This is a genomic window from Bradyrhizobium sp. WSM1743 (genome assembly GCF_000473065.1).
GTDB lineage: Bacteria > Pseudomonadota > Alphaproteobacteria > Rhizobiales > Xanthobacteraceae > Bradyrhizobium.
Genome location: NZ_AXAZ01000092.1, coordinates 1 through 16,850, shown reverse-complemented (window position 1 = coordinate 16,850; position 16,850 = coordinate 1). Strand labels below are relative to the sequence as shown.

11 protein-coding genes and 1 pseudogene are annotated in these 16,850 nt (G+C 57.4%); 6 read left to right on the top strand and 6 right to left on the bottom strand.

The annotated features are described in order from the left end of the window. Nucleotides 1-31 precede the first annotated feature (31 nt). The 4 genes from YU9_RS0134630 to YU9_RS0134615 all read right to left on the bottom strand — a co-directional run bounded on the left by YU9_RS0134630 (nt 32) and on the right by YU9_RS0134615 (nt 5,248). The gene (locus tag YU9_RS0134630; protein ID WP_027576864.1) at nt 32-664 is read right to left on the bottom strand and encodes a hypothetical protein; all 633 of its coding nucleotides are present in this window, start codon (nt 662-664) and stop codon (nt 32-34) included. Next, nucleotides 661-1,698, bottom strand: a complete 1,038-nt coding sequence (locus tag YU9_RS0134625; RefSeq protein ID WP_027576863.1) for a TAXI family TRAP transporter solute-binding subunit — start codon at nt 1,696-1,698, stop codon at nt 661-663. The genes YU9_RS0134630 and YU9_RS0134625 overlap by 4 nt, the downstream gene beginning before the upstream one ends. A 54-nt stretch (nt 1,699-1,752) precedes the next feature. Further along, nucleotides 1,753-3,744: a hypothetical protein gene (locus YU9_RS43430; RefSeq protein WP_051380614.1), complete on the bottom strand. Its 1,992-nt coding sequence runs from the start codon at nt 3,742-3,744 to the stop codon at nt 1,753-1,755. Between the two features lie 775 nt (nt 3,745-4,519). Further along, on the bottom strand, nt 4,520-5,248 hold the full coding sequence (locus YU9_RS0134615; protein ID WP_198028348.1) for a response regulator transcription factor: 729 nt from the start codon (nt 5,246-5,248) through the stop codon (nt 4,520-4,522). A 673-nt stretch (nt 5,249-5,921) separates the two neighbouring features. On the opposite strand from YU9_RS0134615, the gene YU9_RS48405 reads away from it, so the two are divergent. The 4 genes from YU9_RS48405 to YU9_RS43420 all read left to right on the top strand — a co-directional run bounded on the left by YU9_RS48405 (nt 5,922) and on the right by YU9_RS43420 (nt 9,893). Continuing rightward, entirely contained in the window at nt 5,922-6,113 is a 192-nt protein-coding gene (locus YU9_RS48405) for a hypothetical protein (RefSeq protein WP_156952300.1), read from the top strand. Between the two features lie 63 nt (nt 6,114-6,176). Further along, nucleotides 6,177-6,374: a hypothetical protein gene (locus YU9_RS0134605; RefSeq protein ID WP_027576860.1), complete on the top strand. Its 198-nt coding sequence runs from the start codon at nt 6,177-6,179 to the stop codon at nt 6,372-6,374. Nucleotides 6,375-6,451: 77 nt separating this feature from the next. After that, nucleotides 6,452-7,741, top strand: a complete 1,290-nt coding sequence (locus YU9_RS43425) for an HlyD family efflux transporter periplasmic adaptor subunit (protein WP_051380613.1) — start codon at nt 6,452-6,454, stop codon at nt 7,739-7,741. Beyond that, nucleotides 7,719-9,893, top strand: a complete 2,175-nt coding sequence (locus YU9_RS43420) for a peptidase domain-containing ABC transporter (RefSeq protein ID WP_051380612.1) — start codon at nt 7,719-7,721, stop codon at nt 9,891-9,893. Before YU9_RS43425 ends, YU9_RS43420 begins: the two co-directional genes overlap by 23 nt. Before the next feature lie 241 nt (nt 9,894-10,134). Here the strand turns inward: YU9_RS43420 and YU9_RS51275 are convergent, their stop codons facing one another. Further along, nucleotides 10,135-10,620 carry a hypothetical protein gene (locus YU9_RS51275; protein WP_156952299.1) on the bottom strand — a complete coding sequence of 162 codons (486 nt, stop codon included), beginning with the start codon at nt 10,618-10,620 and terminating at the stop codon, nt 10,135-10,137. A gap of 1,331 nt (nt 10,621-11,951) precedes the next feature. Here YU9_RS51275 and YU9_RS43410 point away from each other — a divergent pair. Continuing rightward, nucleotides 11,952-12,317, top strand: a pseudogene (locus YU9_RS43410) (NYN domain-containing protein); the annotation flags it as partial. 2,493 nt (nt 12,318-14,810) lie between these two features. Here YU9_RS43410 and YU9_RS48400 read toward each other — a convergent pair. After that, nucleotides 14,811-15,038, bottom strand: coding sequence for a hypothetical protein (locus tag YU9_RS48400; protein ID WP_156952298.1), 228 nt, complete (start codon nt 15,036-15,038; stop codon nt 14,811-14,813). 696 nt (nt 15,039-15,734) lie between these two features. Between YU9_RS48400 and YU9_RS48395 the strand changes: the two genes are divergently transcribed. Continuing rightward, nucleotides 15,735-15,917, top strand: coding sequence for a hypothetical protein (locus YU9_RS48395; RefSeq protein ID WP_156952297.1), 183 nt, complete (start codon nt 15,735-15,737; stop codon nt 15,915-15,917). Nucleotides 15,918-16,850: the final 933 nt, after the last annotated feature.

Sequence of the window (16,850 nt, the reverse complement as noted above, 5' to 3'; positions counted from 1 at the left end):
CCACCTCCCATTAGATTGCCTTGTGCCAATATCAGCTGTTCGGCTTTGCGATAGCGGCAGGCCATTTGCATGCTGTGGCTATCTTGGTGCGCACCGCCTCAAGTCCGACCAAGGAGAATGTTCCATGTTGAGAGGCCCCCAGGCGGGAAGCAATGTACACGACAAGTTCGCCATCGTTTGGGAGCGACCGAAATAAGGCGCTCGGATCGGCCTTGAACGCAATACCGGTCCCGAATGCAGGAGTCCCCGCAGCGATTTGGATGGGCTGGCCACCTTTGGCGCCGTAGGAGATGACGTAATCCTCAGCCCGCCCTGAGATCGCGGGACCGGAGACAGCGAGTTCGCTCCGTCCACCTCGGCAACGCATGGTGAGCTGCAGCGGTGAGCCGCCTTCGGCCTCGCGCGACGAGGTCGTCGCGGTGGCGATCGGCGTATAATCCACGGGCGAAGTCGTCTGACCGATGACCCACTCGTTTACCGCTGCTGTGGGCCCGGTTGGCGGCCCGACACTTCGCGCGAGCTTGTCCAGACATTCCACCCGCTCGTCCCGCTGCATCAGACTACAAGTACGAAGTTGTGTCAGCGGATCCTCGGCGCCCAGCGCGGGTGCCCCTCCTGTAACGACAGCGAGCGCGGAAGCCGCGGTAAAGATCGCGCGGTTCATTGCGATGCCTGCGTAGCGCGAGAATGATTATCCAGCCACGCCTGCGCCGCTGGGAAGCGGGTAAGCCCGGGCACCGTCGCGCCTAGATTGATTGATTTCCATTTGCGATCAAATCCGGGCTCCTGCAGTCTGTTGATGCGGGAGAACAGATGATCGACAAAGCGAGCGACACGCTCATAGCGATAGGTGTTATTTTTATTTCGCCAATTGTAGGCGACCAACGCGGTCGGCACGGCGATCGTGTCGACGTGTTCGCCTTCTTTGATTAGGCCGGGATAATCGGACGCTTCGAGAGATGCAGGGAGATAGTAATCCTCCAGCCTGCTTTCGTACGGTACCGGCAGGAACTTAAATCCAGGCTCCCAGCGTCCGCGCACGAAGGGCTCGACCGGCTTGGACGTGATGAACACGACCGCAGCGATATCGCCCTTGCGCATTTGTTCCAACGCAACCTGATGCGGAATGAAGGTCTGCTGCACGTCAATTCCGAGACGGCTGAAGATCAGCGGCCCAGAATAGGCTGCTGCCGTACCTTGATTGTTGAAATTTACCTTCTTCCCGACTAGGTCTGTCAGACTGTGAATCTCCGGCCGAACGAAAATATGCAATTCGGAGGGGAAGAGATTCAGCAGGTAGGCGAGGCGACGCTGGATGTCCGGCACTTGCCTCTTGTACTCGTCGAGCACGTCGGCATTGATGATGGCTGCATCGATGCCGCGCAAATAGAGCAGCGAGTTGACGTTCTCGGCGGCTCCTCGTGTCACGATAGGCAATACATGAAGACTGTCGCCGTCGTCAGCAACACGAGCGATCTCTGCGGCAAGACGGATAGGAGCGCCCTCGAGGAGGCCTCCGGCAAGGCCGACGGTCCAGGCATTCATCGTCACTCTCGGATCCGGGTGATCGGTTGCCTGCGCTGACGCAGCAGTGTTCATCTTGGCACCTTTTGTCCGCGCATCTAGGCCGGAAGGCTGCAGCAGCAACAAAGGAGCGAGTGCAGCGAGCAACAGTTGCGGTCGAAAGAACTTTTGCATGCGGTACTCCTTTTCGGGTGAGAATGCCTCGGTTGTCGCAGCGCCACAGTTCCTCTACCGTAGCGCTTCCAATCGCTGTTTCGCTTGCGTGTTGCCGACTGCCTCGGCTCTTGCGTAAAGCTCTCGCGCCTTTGTCACGTCCCCAAGCGTGCCAACTGTTGACCATTTGGGAAGCACGTGGGGGTCATAGGTCTCCGCTAGGGCGAAGACTGCCTGTGCGCTGCCTCTTTCGGCCGCGCGCTCAAGCACAATCCGAGCGGCGCCTATATCGCCCTGATCAAGCAACATCCGCGCACGTGCGACCAATCTTCCCGCGGCCGCACCCTCATCCGCACTGTCGGGCCGCTCGCCTCCGAGACGTGCTGACTTGATCTGGTCTGCTTGGAGGGGTTTTGCCCTGTCACTCTCAGGCTCATTGCTCGCGCTTGCCATCGGACGCGCGTTCGCTACCACTGCGGCTGCAAGCGCGTGCTTGTTCCTGCGCTCGGACGCAGGATCGACTTGCTTCATGCTCGCCTGTTCTTGTTGTAGCGACTTGCGCGACTCCGTGCTGTCCGTTTCCGCCGCTTTCTTTAGCTGCTCACTTTGCCCGCTCTCATTACGAGCCCGGGCTTCGTATTCATCTCTGGTGGCGTGCGCCGCCTGGAACTCTTTCGCCAGCGCCTCCGCCTTGTCATGCTCCTGCTGTAGCGATCGCTTCAACTGCATCGCGTCACTCTCTGCAGCCTGCTTCAGTCGGCTGGTTTCGTCCTGTGCCTTAGTTAGCAAGGCCGTTTGCGTCTCGACGTCGCGCTTGGCCGATGCCAGATCCTGTTCGAGCCGCGAGGCTCGTTCGCGCTCCTGTTGCAGGGATGCTCGCAACTCGGCCGCGCCAGTGTCCGATGCCCTCTTCTTGAGGTCTTCCAGTTGCTCATCGGTTTTACGTGCCTGCGCCTCGTATGCGTATGTCCAGGTGCGCGCGGCTGAAAGCTCCTTTGCCAGCCCCTCCGCTTTGTCATGCTCCTGCTGTAGCGATCGCTTCAACTGCGTCGCATCACTCTCTGCAGCCTGCTTCAGTCGGCTGGTGTCGTCCTGGGCCTTAGTTAGCAAGACCGTTTGCGTCTCGAAGTCGCGCTTGGCCGATGCCAGATCCTGTTCGAGCCGCGAGGCTCGTTCGCGTTCCTGCTGCAGTGATGCTCGCAACTCGGTCGCGTCTGTGTCCAATGCCCTCTTCTTCAGGTCTTCGAGTTGTTCATCGGCTTTACGTGCCTGCGCCTCGTATGCGTATGTCCGGGTGCGCGCGGTTGAAAGCTCCTTTGCCAGCGCCTCCGCTTTCTCATGCTCCTGCTGTAGCGATCGCTTCAACTGCGTCGCATCACTCTCTGCAGCCTGCTTCAGTCGGCTGGTTTCCTCTTTTGCCTTAGTTGCCGAGGCCGCTTGCGTCTCGAGATCGCGCTTGGCCGATGCCAGATCCTGTTCGAGCTGCGACGCTCGTTCGCGTTCCTGCTGCAGCAATTTTCGCAACTCGGCCGCGCCACTGTCCGTGAGGTGCGGTGGCGCCGCACCCGCCTCCCTCTTGGCTGCTAGTGCTGTTTGGGCCTCACTTTCGCGCTGATTTCCGGTGAACTCCTGCTCCAGCAAATCAGCCCGATGATGCTTCGGCTCGAGAGGTTGCAGCAATCCGAGAGCGCGCGTTCCAACGGTGAGTTCGCAGGACCGTCTCTCCGCCGAGTGGTGTTCCGGAGACTGTCCTATATCGCTGACGGCCGCTTGCGAAATATGCATTATTTTTTCGCGGCTGCGCCGACTGGAGAGATAAGAGTCCTTTGCGGTGCCGAACTCGGGCGGCAGGACCTCCGCGCCGTGGTGTTCCTCCGGCGCCTGCCGCGAGATTGGATTGTTTTCCGCCGCTTGCGTAAGCCGGGTCGAAGCGTTGCCGACATTGGACGATCGCGCACCCGCTAGGGAACCAGCGGAGACGTCTCGTTGTTCCTGCGGGAACTCCGACGACGCGCGCGTTTCCGCCCCTGATGAGGCCGCTAGGGCGCTTACAGCAATGAGGACCACCGCTCGCCCATGAGGGAAAAGCTGACGCGCCGGCGGTTGTGCAAAAAGAACAGGTGGCTGGGCGGAGCCACGCGATATTGCGCAAGCGATTGCGTTTTTAAGAAGATCATTCTGCTCTTTTCGCGGAGCACACCTAATCAACTTCCGCATGGCGAACCGCCCCTACTGCGATGCCTAACGATACTCTTCGCACCATTGCGCCGCCATTCCTCGCATGGAGGACGGGACGTACTCCCTGTTCTGTTCCTCGGATGGCCGACCCTTGTCTATCCTTTTGGGTTAGGGTCGTGCACGACAGACGGTTGAGGCCGGATGCCTCGGTTGGCAATTGAAGGTGATGTGCTCATGGTCCGGGACGGCCCAGGGCAGGACCGGACCTACTCGATCCGGGGATCGCGGCGCTCCGCTCAAAATTCCTAATGGCGAAAAGATTGTCGGCAACGCGACACCAGGTTACAGAAGGTGCCTAGTCGTTGCGTCGCCCCAACACGAGCTCGCGTCCGCTTCTGCAAACGAAGCGAACGATCGGCTTGCCCGCGTCGAACGTCAGAGTCCGAATGAAGGCACAGTCACCTTAGCCCTGCAGCACCGCCCCTGACCCTACACGGAATCGAGGCCTTGCTTCGCTGGAAGCGCAATAGGCATCTTGTTGCGTCCACTTAGATCATATCGGCCGCTCTTCAGGTATCGCTCGAGCGTTGCGGCCAGACAGTGAGGAAGCCGCTCGAATGCGATATCGACTACAGCCCGTCGTTCGTCGATCAGCTCGTTTCGTCTACCTCGTCGGGATGTTATCAAAACGCAACATTGGCTCGACACTCCGTTCTTCGACGTCAGCCGAGTTAGCACACTCTTCTGCGACTGGGACTTCAGCCAACCCAGTACAATCAAGCGTGATACCCTGATTTCCGACGAGAGCCAATTGCGTCCTGTTTGCTGCACCAAATTTCCTCATCAATTGGCCTACGTATACTTTCACAGTTGCTTCCGTCATCCCGAGCTCCCGCGCGATCATCTTGTTAGAGTCTCCGAGGCGGACACGCTCAAGCACCTCTCCTTCTCGTCCCGTCAGCTTGTTTTTCATCCTGCGCCCGTTCTGATCGGATTTCAGTGCGGAGCCAGCATTGCAGTTGTGCGATCGTTGTCTCTCTTCCTGTGATTGGTTTTGCGCTGATTGCCGCTGAAGTTGACGAATAGCGGCTTGTGGAAAATACGAACCGCCATGTAGGATAAATGATAACGCCTCGCATGCGAGATTGGCGTCTATACCGCTAGGGACAAAGCCTGTTATCTCAGCGGCGACTGCGGCGGCGATCTCTTGAGGATCATCTCTATCCGAGATAATGATTAAAGGGACATCACCTGATTGCCCACGCAGCATCATAAATGTTTGCAAGTTTCCCGGCTCAGCGATGGAGTCGCCGCCCACGTTGACAATCAGCATCCGAATGTCTGTTTGTGCGTGAAGTGCTTCGCAGGCCTGATCGACATCGAAAGATGTCAACCTCAGATCTTCCGAGTTTGCCCAATGCTGAAAGAAGCTTATCAAGCTCGCGCGCCGCAGACTTTTTGAGTCTATAATCGCAACTAGCGGCTTCCCGTGAGGGATAGACATTCCGCAACTCATGCGTCTGCGCCCCACACACTTACATTGCGATTTGTAATTCAGATAACTCAGTTGGCCCGAGTCCCGCAATCCCCTTCAAAATGGGTAGAGTCCATCACCTCAGAGGGGGATGGGACATGAGGCTCTCATCGGATATGAAGCTCCCATCAAAAGAATGGTGACGGGGCCGCCAAGCGAGACGCACCTTCAGATCACATGTCAGGTCAATCAGGTCACGTATAAGGCCAGCGAGCGGCGAATGCGTTCAGGTCGGTTCGCATGGAGCCATCGTCCACGCGGCTGCGGCAGCGCAGCGCCCAGCGTGCAATTGGTCGGCGGGTATAACCCGATCGCGCATCGCAACAGGACAAAATCGTTTTAGCCAAAGGTCGTATCTCGCCGTTCTCGAAGCAACGGTCCCATACGGGGAGATTGGTCGTGGGACCATTCAAATGTCGTACACCCCATGCAGCGTTGCACAACACTGAAATCTACGTACGGTTATTGGCGCAAGAGGATTGCCGCACACGGGCAATCTATTGCGTCAGACCGACTGAAACAGGAGGCTGCAATGACCATGACTAGCAACAATGGAATGCGTGAGTTGGCCGATAAGGAACTGGATGCAGTGTGTGGAGGGGGGGGCTTCAGAACGGGAGACATTTGGGCCCGCCAGACAAACGTTTCTGTGGTGAACAAGAGCAATGACGTCTGGATCTATCAGGTCAACAACAACAATACTGGTATTCAAGTCTCGCATTGAGTGACTGCCCGCTCCTCCCGATCGGACTTGCGGAGGAGCGGGGTCTTCAACAGGAGAATCCCAATGGCTGATAAGCGCGCGCTCTCTGACTTGAACGAGCGGGACATCGACATGGTTTCTGCGGGTCAGAGCATCCACATCGCGATCGTTGTGAGATCATCGGATCAAACCATCACACAAACTGGCGGGAGCCAACTCGATGTAAAAACGAATAACAGGACCATCATTGACGGCATGTCGATCGGCAAGCCCAGCAGGTAGTGGATTTTCAGCTCACCAACATAGCCTCTGATGGACAGAGACGTGTCCGAGGTACATAGGAATTGGGTTCTGGAGCCGTGTCATCGCAGCTTCTGTTGTTTCGCCAGGAGGCAGTCGAGTTCCAACAGGACCATCGGCAGTGGGGCCGGGTCGCGCTGCTCCAGACGAGATCGACGAAGGTTATAAGCTGGTTGATTGCGACGGTAGTCGCGCTCACGGCCGCCTTCCTGTTTCTCGGCCAGTATGCTCGAAAGGAGACTGTGGCGGGGTACCTGACGCCGATCGCAGGCACGGCGAAGATTTTCGCCTCAAAGTCGGGCACAATCAAAGAGGTTCATGTCAAAGAGGGGCAGGAGGTCAAAACAGGGCAGAGGCTTTTAACCATCGAAACTACTCAGATTGCGGCAAATGGGCAGGACGTGAACGATGTGATGCTCGGCACACTGGGGGCAGAGCAAGTTTCACTAAGAAATCAAATCTGCGCGGAGCAGGACCGCATTAACTCCGAGGAAGCGCGCCTGTCAGCCAAAATTGCAAGCCTCGAAACTGAACTATCCCGGTTCGACGCTCAGATAGAGAACCAGCGCGAACAAATTCGGTTGTCCAGCGAACTCGTTTCGTCGGTAACGGGCCTGGCGGCGAGAGGCATAGTCTCAGACGTGGAATATAAAAAGCGGGAAATCGCCGCGCTCGAACAGAAGCAGAAGCTCGACTCCTTGAAGCAACAGGCAGCCGCCCGGCAAAATGAGCTTACCGAAGCCCGTTCTTCCCTCGAGCAGCTGCCGACCATCACGGCAGGAAAGATCCAGAACCTGCGCAGCGCACTTGCCACGACAGAACAGCGCATAGCCGAAATCAGTGGACGCCGCGCGTACGAGGTGCGAGCGCCAGCGTCGGGACGCATTTCAATTTTGCAAGCGACGGTTGGTCAATTCGCAGATCCGCAAAGACCGCAGATGCAGATCGTCCCTGACCACAGTGAGCTGCAAGCAAACCTGTTTGTTCCGGCCAAGGCCATAGGCTTTGTTCAGTCAGGGCAGGACGTTAGAATACTATATGAGTCGTTCCCCTATCAGCAGTTCGGTACATATCGCGGCCGCGTAAGCGAAGTCTCTCAGACGATGTTGACGCGCGCTGAGACTTCCGCACCCATTGAGCTCAAGGAGCCTGCTTACAGGGTCACGGCGAGACTCGATCGCCCAGACATTGACGCGTATGGCAAGCGCATACGGCTTCAGGCCGACATGCTTTTGAAAGCAGACATCATCCTTGAAAGACGATCTCTGATCAGATGGTTGCTCGATCCATTGCTCAGCGTCAGAATGTCAATCCCAGGATGCGATCATGGTGCATGTACTAAACCGTAGGCATCACCTACCGGTAATCCGACAAACAGAAGCAGCGGAATGCGGTCTCGCGTGCATTGCTATGATAAGTTCTTATCATGGCCACCAAATCGATCTGAACACACTGCGGCGACGCTATCCCGTGTCGCTAAAGGGTGTGACGCTAAGAGCCCTAATTCAGGTGGCCAGCCAGATGCAACTGGCTAGTCGTCCTCTGCGCTATGAGCTTGATAAGATCAGGGACCTGCACCTGCCCGCGATCGTGCACTGGGACATGAACCATTTCGTAGTCCTGAAGTCGGCCACGAGGCGAGGTATTGTGGTGCATGACCCGGCTTTGGGAGAGAGGTTCTTTCCGACTGTCGAAGCCTCCAAGCATCTGACTGGCGTTGCTCTTGAGCTATCCCCAACCGAGGCATTTCGTCCCAAAGACGAGAGAGCGTGCCTCCCATTTTCAACCTTCTGGAGCCAGCTGCGCGGTAGCACACATGCACTGGCTCAGGTTTTGGTGCTTTCGTTAGTTCTTGAAGCATTTGTGATTGCAAGCCCTTTCTACCTCCAGCTCAGTGTCGATGAGGTCAGCGCCAGGGGCGATGCCGATCTGATGACGGTGCTGGCTCTTGGATTTGCTCTCCTAACTGCCATCAAAGTTGTTTCCACTATTATCCGATCCTCGATTATTCTGGTTGTCCAGAACGCGTTGCACTTCCAAATCGGCGCTCGTCTGTTTCACCACCTGATCAGATTGCCGATCGCCTATTTCGAAAAGCGGCACATCGGCGATGTCCTCTCGCGTTTCACGTCCATTGAACCAATTCGCACGGCACTCGCAGAAGGCGTGATAACCGCCGCGATTGATGGGGTCATGGCGGTTGCAACGTTGGCAATGATTTTTGTCTATAGCACTCAACTCGCGGTGGTCGTTCTTGTTACATTTGCAAGTTATGCGGCAGTGCGTCTAAGTCTCTATCGCTTGCTGCGAGAGCGCAACTTAGCCGTGATAGAAGCTAAGGCTCATGAAAACTCGACGTTTATCGAGACCCTGCGCGCGATCCAAAGCTTGAAGATCTTCAATCGTGAGACTGACCGCGAGACCCAATGGCTTAACCGTTATGCGGATGTAGTCAGCGCCAATGTTCGGCTGGGTCACGTCAAAATAACTTTCACAGGTATCAACGACGCGCTGTTTGGTCTCGAGAACATTCTCACCATTTACCTCGCCGTCCAACTGGTTCTAGGCAATCACTTCACGATCGGCATGATCTTCGCCTTCATTAGCTATAAACAGCAGTTTATCGAGAAGGCTGTTCAGTTCGTCGAAAAGGTTCTTGATTTCCGAATTATTGAATTACATCTCGAGCGCTTGGCTGATATTGCCCTAAGCCCCCTTGAGCGAGGCCATGATCGGCCGTTGGCCTATACCCCGCGTGTTCAGGGCCGGATCGAATTGCGAAAGGTCTCTTTCCGATATGCTGAAACGGATCCTTTTGTACTTGAAGACGTCAGCTTTATCATTGAACCTGGGGAATTCATCACGATTATGGGCCCCTCAGGTGGAGGCAAGACGACCCTCGTTAAGGTGATGCTCGGGTTGCTGGAACCGACAAGCGGAGAAGTATTGATTGACGATGTTCCTCTTTCGACGATCGGTGGAAGAGCCTATCGAGAGCACGTGGCTGCTGTGATGCAGGAGGATCAACTACTCTCAGGCTCTATTGCCGATAACATTTGCTTTTTTGATGCATCCTTCGACGAAGAGCGGATGATTCAATGCGCGCACCTGGCGGGTATACACGAAGAGATCATGGCGATGGCGATGACCTACAACAGCCTAATCGGGGATATGGGAAGCTCATTATCAGGTGGACAGAAGCAACGACTAATGCTGGCTCGGGCGCTTTATCGACAACCTAGCATTCTGTTTCTGGACGAGGGCACGGCTCATTTGGACGTCGATAACGAAAAGCGTATCAACGAGAGCCTTAAAGGCTTGCAAATGACTCGGATAAATGTGGCGCACCGGCCTGAGACAAGTAGCGGAGCAGATCGAATTTTGCGAATTGCGAGGACGTTGACGAGCGATCTAAAGCGTGGTGAGCACTGCCAACCGGATGAATCTGTCATCCCGTCCTTCCTGGAGCTGGAAAAACAGGGGCACAGCGCTCTAGCTTAAGCCCAGGCACGCTTACGATTTCTCTCGTTGTTCTGCGCGGCGGATTTATGAGTAGGCAGCAGATCCTGGGCAATTGCGTTCCTGCCCGAATGACTCGATGACTTCCAGGAGAGTAATCCAGTTCTCGTGCTCGCGATGAGCTTCGGGCCGAGCCGGCGATGGTTGGTTGGCGCCGCATCAGCTTACGGTTCTGCTTTAGCTCCCGACGGTCGTTTCGCCCAGAGCCGCTGGAAGCCGGCCGTCAAAAAGGCTTCCTACCGGCGATGATTGTCGCGGACTCGCGGGTTAGGGGCGGCGCTTGGTTCAGTCGTGCCGATCCGCGAGGGCGCGATCGAAATCGAGTCGGGGCCGGAGTTCGGATGCCGATCACAGGCGCGATCGATGCGGGACTGCCGGCGGGTTCACCGCGTCGGCAGCCGGTCAACCATTCGCCACCGGGGTGATCCGTCCGGCGAAAGCGAAGATGTTCGAGATGTCGAGCGCGGCCAATGGCGACGTCGTTCCGAACGTGATGTTGTCCGCGGCGTCGCCAACAGTACCGCTCCTCAGAAGTACCGACAGGTTTTTCCGCAGTGATGAGCTTCATGGCAAGACCATCTGCAATCGCTGCTCCTAACGCGTTTATCGCCCTTCGCTCTAACGGGCGCACCGGCCGCATATCGAGGTAGCCGGACACAACCTGGTCGATGAGGGCATTGCGGACACGCGGCAAATCCGTTCGGGCCATGGCTTGAGCGGCGTCTCCGCTCCGAACGGCCGAAACCAGGAACCGGCGCTCGTCCGCCCGTCGGTTGATCACGGTAAGCCGGGACCTGAGAGCGCATGCATCGGCAATATCGAGCAGTTGAGGCGTCGCGATATGTTTCGATCCCGCACCAACTTAGTCGCTGTATCGCAAAACGAACATTTCCTCGCCTCCGCGGGCCACCGGGTAAAAACGGCCTCGACATCCCCCTACCAAGATGCCGAGGCCGTCAGGCCCGAGCGCTTTGGCGAGCGCCCAGGACCGGTCGCAGCCTAGCCCGGCCCTTAGCTTGGGTCTGTGCGCTTTCGAACATTCATGCACCTCGACGCGATCGTGTTGCAGCGACTCATCCGGCCTGGAGAAGATGGGGGGCTCAGACTGGACGGCCCATGGCCGCCGCTCGCAATGGCTGGATCAGGGCAGCGGCCAGGCCCGTCCCGAAACCACGCTCGACGTCCTCAGGGAGCAACGTCCGGAAGGCCGCCACCAGCCGGCGACCTTGGCTACGCATCGCACGGTGAACAAGCGACTAGTGGGCAAGTAAGCGAGAACCAATTTCCTGCTTCGGTAGTTGACTCATATGGCACTCGAGCAAGCGAAAGTTATCTTCGCGACGAGGCCCATTTAAAACCTGAGCCAGCACAACATGAAGGACCTCAGGGTACGATTGGAGAAGCTCCGCTCTGACGCCAGAGACTTTACCCTTATGAGTCAGCAGGCGACCGACATCGAAAAGCGCGAGCTGTTTAGGCTCGCATCAAGCGACACGGCGTGCTCGGTAACTTTATCCACTAATCAACAGGCTAGGACGCTTACGGCGAATGGAAGGCGATATCTGCAAGCTAGAGCGAATGGACGCAAATTGCGTGCGGCTGATCTAAACGAGCAGCGCTGCCGCGAGCTCGGCTTGCGGAAGCTTTGTGCGTGAGCAGCGGCGCGATCACGCGCGAGTTGGTTCTCGACAAGCCTCATCTGAATCCTGCCGCTGCTATGTTCGCATGTATGGCGCTTCTATTCCCTTACCTTCGCGTGTGCTCCGTTGCACCGCAAAAGAAATGCGGCGGCGGAGAACAGTCGATAGCGCTGACCCAATCTCCGACGGCACATACCGATGCCCGCAAGATCTGTCGGGACGAGCTTACAATCCAATCTCGCCGACCACCAAAACTGTCTGAAGCTTAAAGGACTCCGGTATATCTATATCCTGGTGCGGTCAAGCTCCGATGAAAAGCCTGCTTTGGAAGTGCCGCCTCGTTGGCAGGTTTACATGCACTCAGCCAGCAGAGTGGCAGTTCGCGCCCCAGAGATCACCCATGATGTCAGGTACCAGCAAGATTGCGCTTTTCATCGATGGTGCCAATCTTTATGCCACAGCCAAGACGCTCAATTTCGATATCGACTACAAGCGGCTGCTCACCGAATTTCAAAGTCGCGGGACGCTGCTCCGGGCGTTCTACTACACCGCTATTGTGGAGGATCAGGAGTACTCTTCGATCCGGCCCCTTGTCGACTGGCTGGACTACAACGGCTACACCGTCGTCACCAAAGCCACCAAGGAATACATCGACGCGTCCGGCCGCCGCAAGGTGAAAGGTGACATGGACATCGAGCTTGCAGTCGATGCTATGGAGCTTGCAGAGCACATGGACAAGATGGTGCGGGGCGCCGGCGCACGTGATCGTTCCGGCGAGCTGAGCCCCGGAGACGAGCGAAACGAATAAGCCCGGCATTTGCGCCGGGCTAATCGCCAATAAGGTTCAGGTTCTCAGCAACGGACCAACTAGAGAAAAGTCCTCGCGCTTAGTCGGTTCGGTTTCTGACACTGCAATGCTGGCCCACGAACTTCGCATGTCGTGTTGCTGCTCCGCGCTCCTCAATAGGCCTCGCGATTGCTGGGAAGTGCGCTTTGACGGGCAACAAGGTCCGAGCAAGCAGTATTCGAAACTGATGTGAAGCTCACACCGAAACTAGTTCCGGTCAGCTGCATCGAAGACCGAATTCGCTGTCGCGGAACGACAAAATTTGGTTACGCGTCAGATTACAGGTGCTGTTTTGAGGGAGCGAGTCCAATCGCTTGTGGCGGAACTCAGAGAAGTGGAGAAGCTTCGAACTAAGCTCCGACATGTAGAAGCGAGAACAATCGGCAGAAGACGGCGTGCCAAACCGGGCAGCAGAGCAAAAGGGGACTAACTCGGCGACGAGACAGGCCCTCTATTCAGGACAAGCGATCGCTTCGATTTTCCTTCGACGTTGCACCTCGAAAGACGGCGACGAGCCGATCCCCTTCCCAAAGCTCAACGTCGTGCTCGCCATACATTTGCTCGGCTCGACATCTCGGAGCCTGCTCATCGATGCAGTCGAGCTTCGCGGCGCAGATCACTCATCGGTTGCGTCCATCACGAACACTCTGTACCGCATGATGGCAGTGCCATCCAAGGGGGACCACCATCGTAGTCGAATGTTCGTCTAAGGCAGCGCCAAAGTAAGTGCAGGCGCGAGGAACGTTTGTACGTGTGGCAATTCGACTCTGCCAGCTCCTGGAACTCTTCTCATGGCGGCGCGTCGGGTATCCGGCCAGCGCCGCGCGCTTCAGGAGCGCAATCTGAGCGCATGCCGAAGGGAGCGGTTCGAGCTCAAGATAGAGAGCATCCCCAGAGTCATCAGCAGTACGCCGGTCCAAGTTGCCGCCCGGCTCGGTGCCTTGTTAGAAGCCTCTGCAGTGAGCACGATGGTGCCGAGCGGCATGCTTAGAGGTGGTTCGGACGAGGTCACCACATCGTTGGCCGGCGCGGCTCCGTGAAGTTGCTCATCACGGACGTGATCTTGGCTCGGCACGGAGGGCGCGGGCGGGCGGCTATGCTGGGCGACGAGGGCCCTGACATCCCAGCGGTGCTTGTACCGAGATTGGAGGCCGCATCAGCTAACTTGATTTCGGCATGAGGCAGCGGAGCCGGCTCGGCCGGTGCGGAGCGCAGCAACTCCGCGCGCGCATCAACGACCCGGTTCGGCCTGGACCGCGCGCTCCCGCTCTCGTCCAAACTGGCCGTGCTATCTTTGGCTACGCGCCGACGAACGGTCTTCTTCACCTTCGCGGTAGCCTCGGTTAGGAACCAGCATTTGCGGTGCCCGTCCATTCGATAGACCCAATGCTGGCCATCGGAGGTCGAGCGGCCGGGGCGTCCCAGGCATTCCGCTTGCGGCGGAGAGGTCAGCGCAGGTTGGGATGCAGCAGTATTGAAGATATCCGCAAGAGGATTGGAGGACGCAGGCGCCGTCGAAAGAGTTTCAACAAGAACGAGACTGACGAAGCACAATCGCAAATAACCGGACACCGAAAACTCCCGGTGTTGCGCCCCGCCTGGGCACGACCCTTCGCAGCGACATAGGCGGCCATGCGGCTCAAATCTGGCGGTGCGATGGATTCATTGTGCTCTTGACGTGGGATCTGGGGCGAACGTAAGTCCAGTCCAGCAGCTCGCCCCGGCGTGGTTGTGAAGTGTCCTGATCGGTCAGCACAGAACTTCGGAAGTGGCCTAGCGCCGCCTGAGGCGCTATGCTTAGCGATGAGGGTACCAAGCGACGGTATCCTCCCGATGAACTAATCTTTTTCATTGTGCGAATGTCCGTTTGGCGGTGTCCTACTTAGGTCAACACACCCGCAGAAGGGCCGGTGTTGCCCTTCTTCCGGTTGTCGGTCGCTGTTGGAATCCTTCATCAGGTATTCGATCGACGCGTGCCTGATCATTGTCATTGGCAAACAGCCTTTGGTGGGATGCCGCAACCTCCATTCTATCCATCCCATATCCAAGAACACCGCGCGCGTTGTCCTCAAGTCGCTCGGCATGTCCGTTCTAGACGGCGAGGTTGATAGCTTCGCGCTGTGGCGATCAACCTGAGGATGCTAGTGCGCGCCTTCAAGAGCTTGCAGGTACGCAGCAAATGCCGAATGCGATGCTGCCCGGCGAACGCTGCAATTCCTGCCCTCTTGAAAGTGAATTGGACTGTCAATTATCTAGTTCGAATGAGCCCGCGGAGGCATGGCGTCATGGCGCCTTCCGTTCAATGTGTCACTGGCAGACCACCGACGCTAGCAAGCAATTGTCTTGAAAGCCGACCCTCGTGCCGTGCTCAGCCGCGGCAGGTTCGGGCCAACAGGCGACATTCGCAAGAGGTCAGTTCTTCAAGCCGATACTTGAGCAGTACCACCAAATATCATTGCCACGCCAACCCATCTTTATCGCGTCCTGGGTGGAATCGGCATAGGTCTTGTAGTGGTACACGTTTTTGCAAGCCGCAAAAGCTGGCCAAACGCCGACGGCCCAGCCGAGACCGGTGGTAGGGCTTTCCGCGGGTCCAATCATTGCGGAGGCCTGGGCAACAGCCGCAACTGAAGCTTTCATCGCCTTCTCCCGAACAAAGGTGACGTCTTGTGCAACCGTTCCCAATGTGCGTGCTTGGGTCAAAAGCGCGGCTAGGCCTCACGGCGAGCGACTTCCGGTCGACTCCGGTCTCCGGACGTACCGCTGCACGGCGCCGACTGCCGAAACGGCCAAAAGCGGACGTCATGATCAAAGACTATCAATGCGAGTTGGCTACTACGGCTGATAAATCTGTGGCCTGATTGCCCGACTTCTCCTCTTGTTTCACGGCGCGAGCGCCCGCGTTCGGATTGCGTCGTTCCCATTCCGAGTGCACACTATAACGCACGTTGATGGGGCTAGAGTCCCGATTACCGAACGACGTAAATCGAAAGACATAAAGCCAACGCTGAATTGCAGGCGGCTGTTTCTTGCGAGAGTATTGCGGGGCTGAACGCGCGAGAGCAGTCCGCTTCCAAGCAAAGCAAGGAGAACATCATGCAAGACAGACGCACGCTGAGAGAACTCAGTGAGAAAGAACTAGAGCAGGTCTGTGGTGGAAAATTAACAACTGAAAACCCGGGCGGGCAGCCCCACGGTGCATCGCAGATGACCACTACTTCAGGGAATGGTAATGCCCCTCCAGGCCAAAATAAAGACCTGCCCCCAGGACTCCAGTAGTCGGCGGGATCAAACGCTGATCAAGAATTCGTCTAATACATATCTAAGGAGAATGTCATGGATACTCTGTTGAAAAAGATGGACGGTTTGAGAGAGATCACCGAAGCCGAGTTGGAATTTGTCCACGGTGGCGCACCGCCGGCCCAGGGAAGCGGCAAGAATGAAGGCGGCCACAAGGTAGACGTCTTCGCAGGGAATCCGCACGACCGCCCCGGCGCGAACGCCAAACAAACACCGTAGTTTTGATCGCGAGGGTAGCCGTGCTCCTGCGAGGAGGCACGGCCGCCGGCGTCCACAACATAGGTGCACCGTGACGATAGAATCGCGTTTCGGCAGCCGAGCTGCGCCAGAACCGAGCCGTTGATAGCGAGGCTGCTCCTTGCAGTGCAAACCCGCCCGCAGCTAGCGGCGGCGGTGCTGACGTGGACGCGCCAGCGGAACAACGGATCCCGTTCTCCTATGATGATATGTTCGCAAGCGGCTCGCCTGCGGTTTCAGGCAGCAGAGGGGAGGCGCTGACGGCGGAGTTGACAGGCCGCCTCGCTGACGATCTCGCCGCCGTGTCCATCCGTGAGCCGATTGCGCCCAGGGGCTTGCGCCGAAGCGGCTGCTCTGCGCCCGGCTTGCGCCGTACGGTCGAGCCTGTTCCCTCAGGAAGCCAACCAATTTCACCAGCATCGGCCCTAACGGGGGGACACGTTGCGCTGCTGCAGCCATTGTCTACAAAAATGCTGACCTGGTTCATGGCTGCAGCCGCTGTATCACTCTGCACATTCCTTTTAAGGGGCAGTACGCGCAAGGAAATCGCGAGTGGATATCTCGCCCGGTAGCGGGTACCTCAAAGGTCTTCGGCTCGCAGCAGTCAGTGCACGACTTGATCTGGTCTACCACAGGTCCGGGTCAAAAGCGGCGGATGAGGCAAGCGTCGCCCGGCATCTGGCCTGCAGCCGATAGCCGACGTCACAATAGCATCAGCATGGTTCGGCTGCGGGCCCAGGCCGTGTGAAAATCCGGCGACTTGGGGCGCTCCGGCGCATTTCGTGGCCGCCGCGCTTCTCATTCGGTGGAATCGACCTCTTGTCATCTCAGTGGCAACCAGGAGCTTCGTGTAGGCGCTGATTTGGTCGCGCAGAGGCCGCCCTCACGCCTGCATCGCCTCCAGCAATCCGCCTA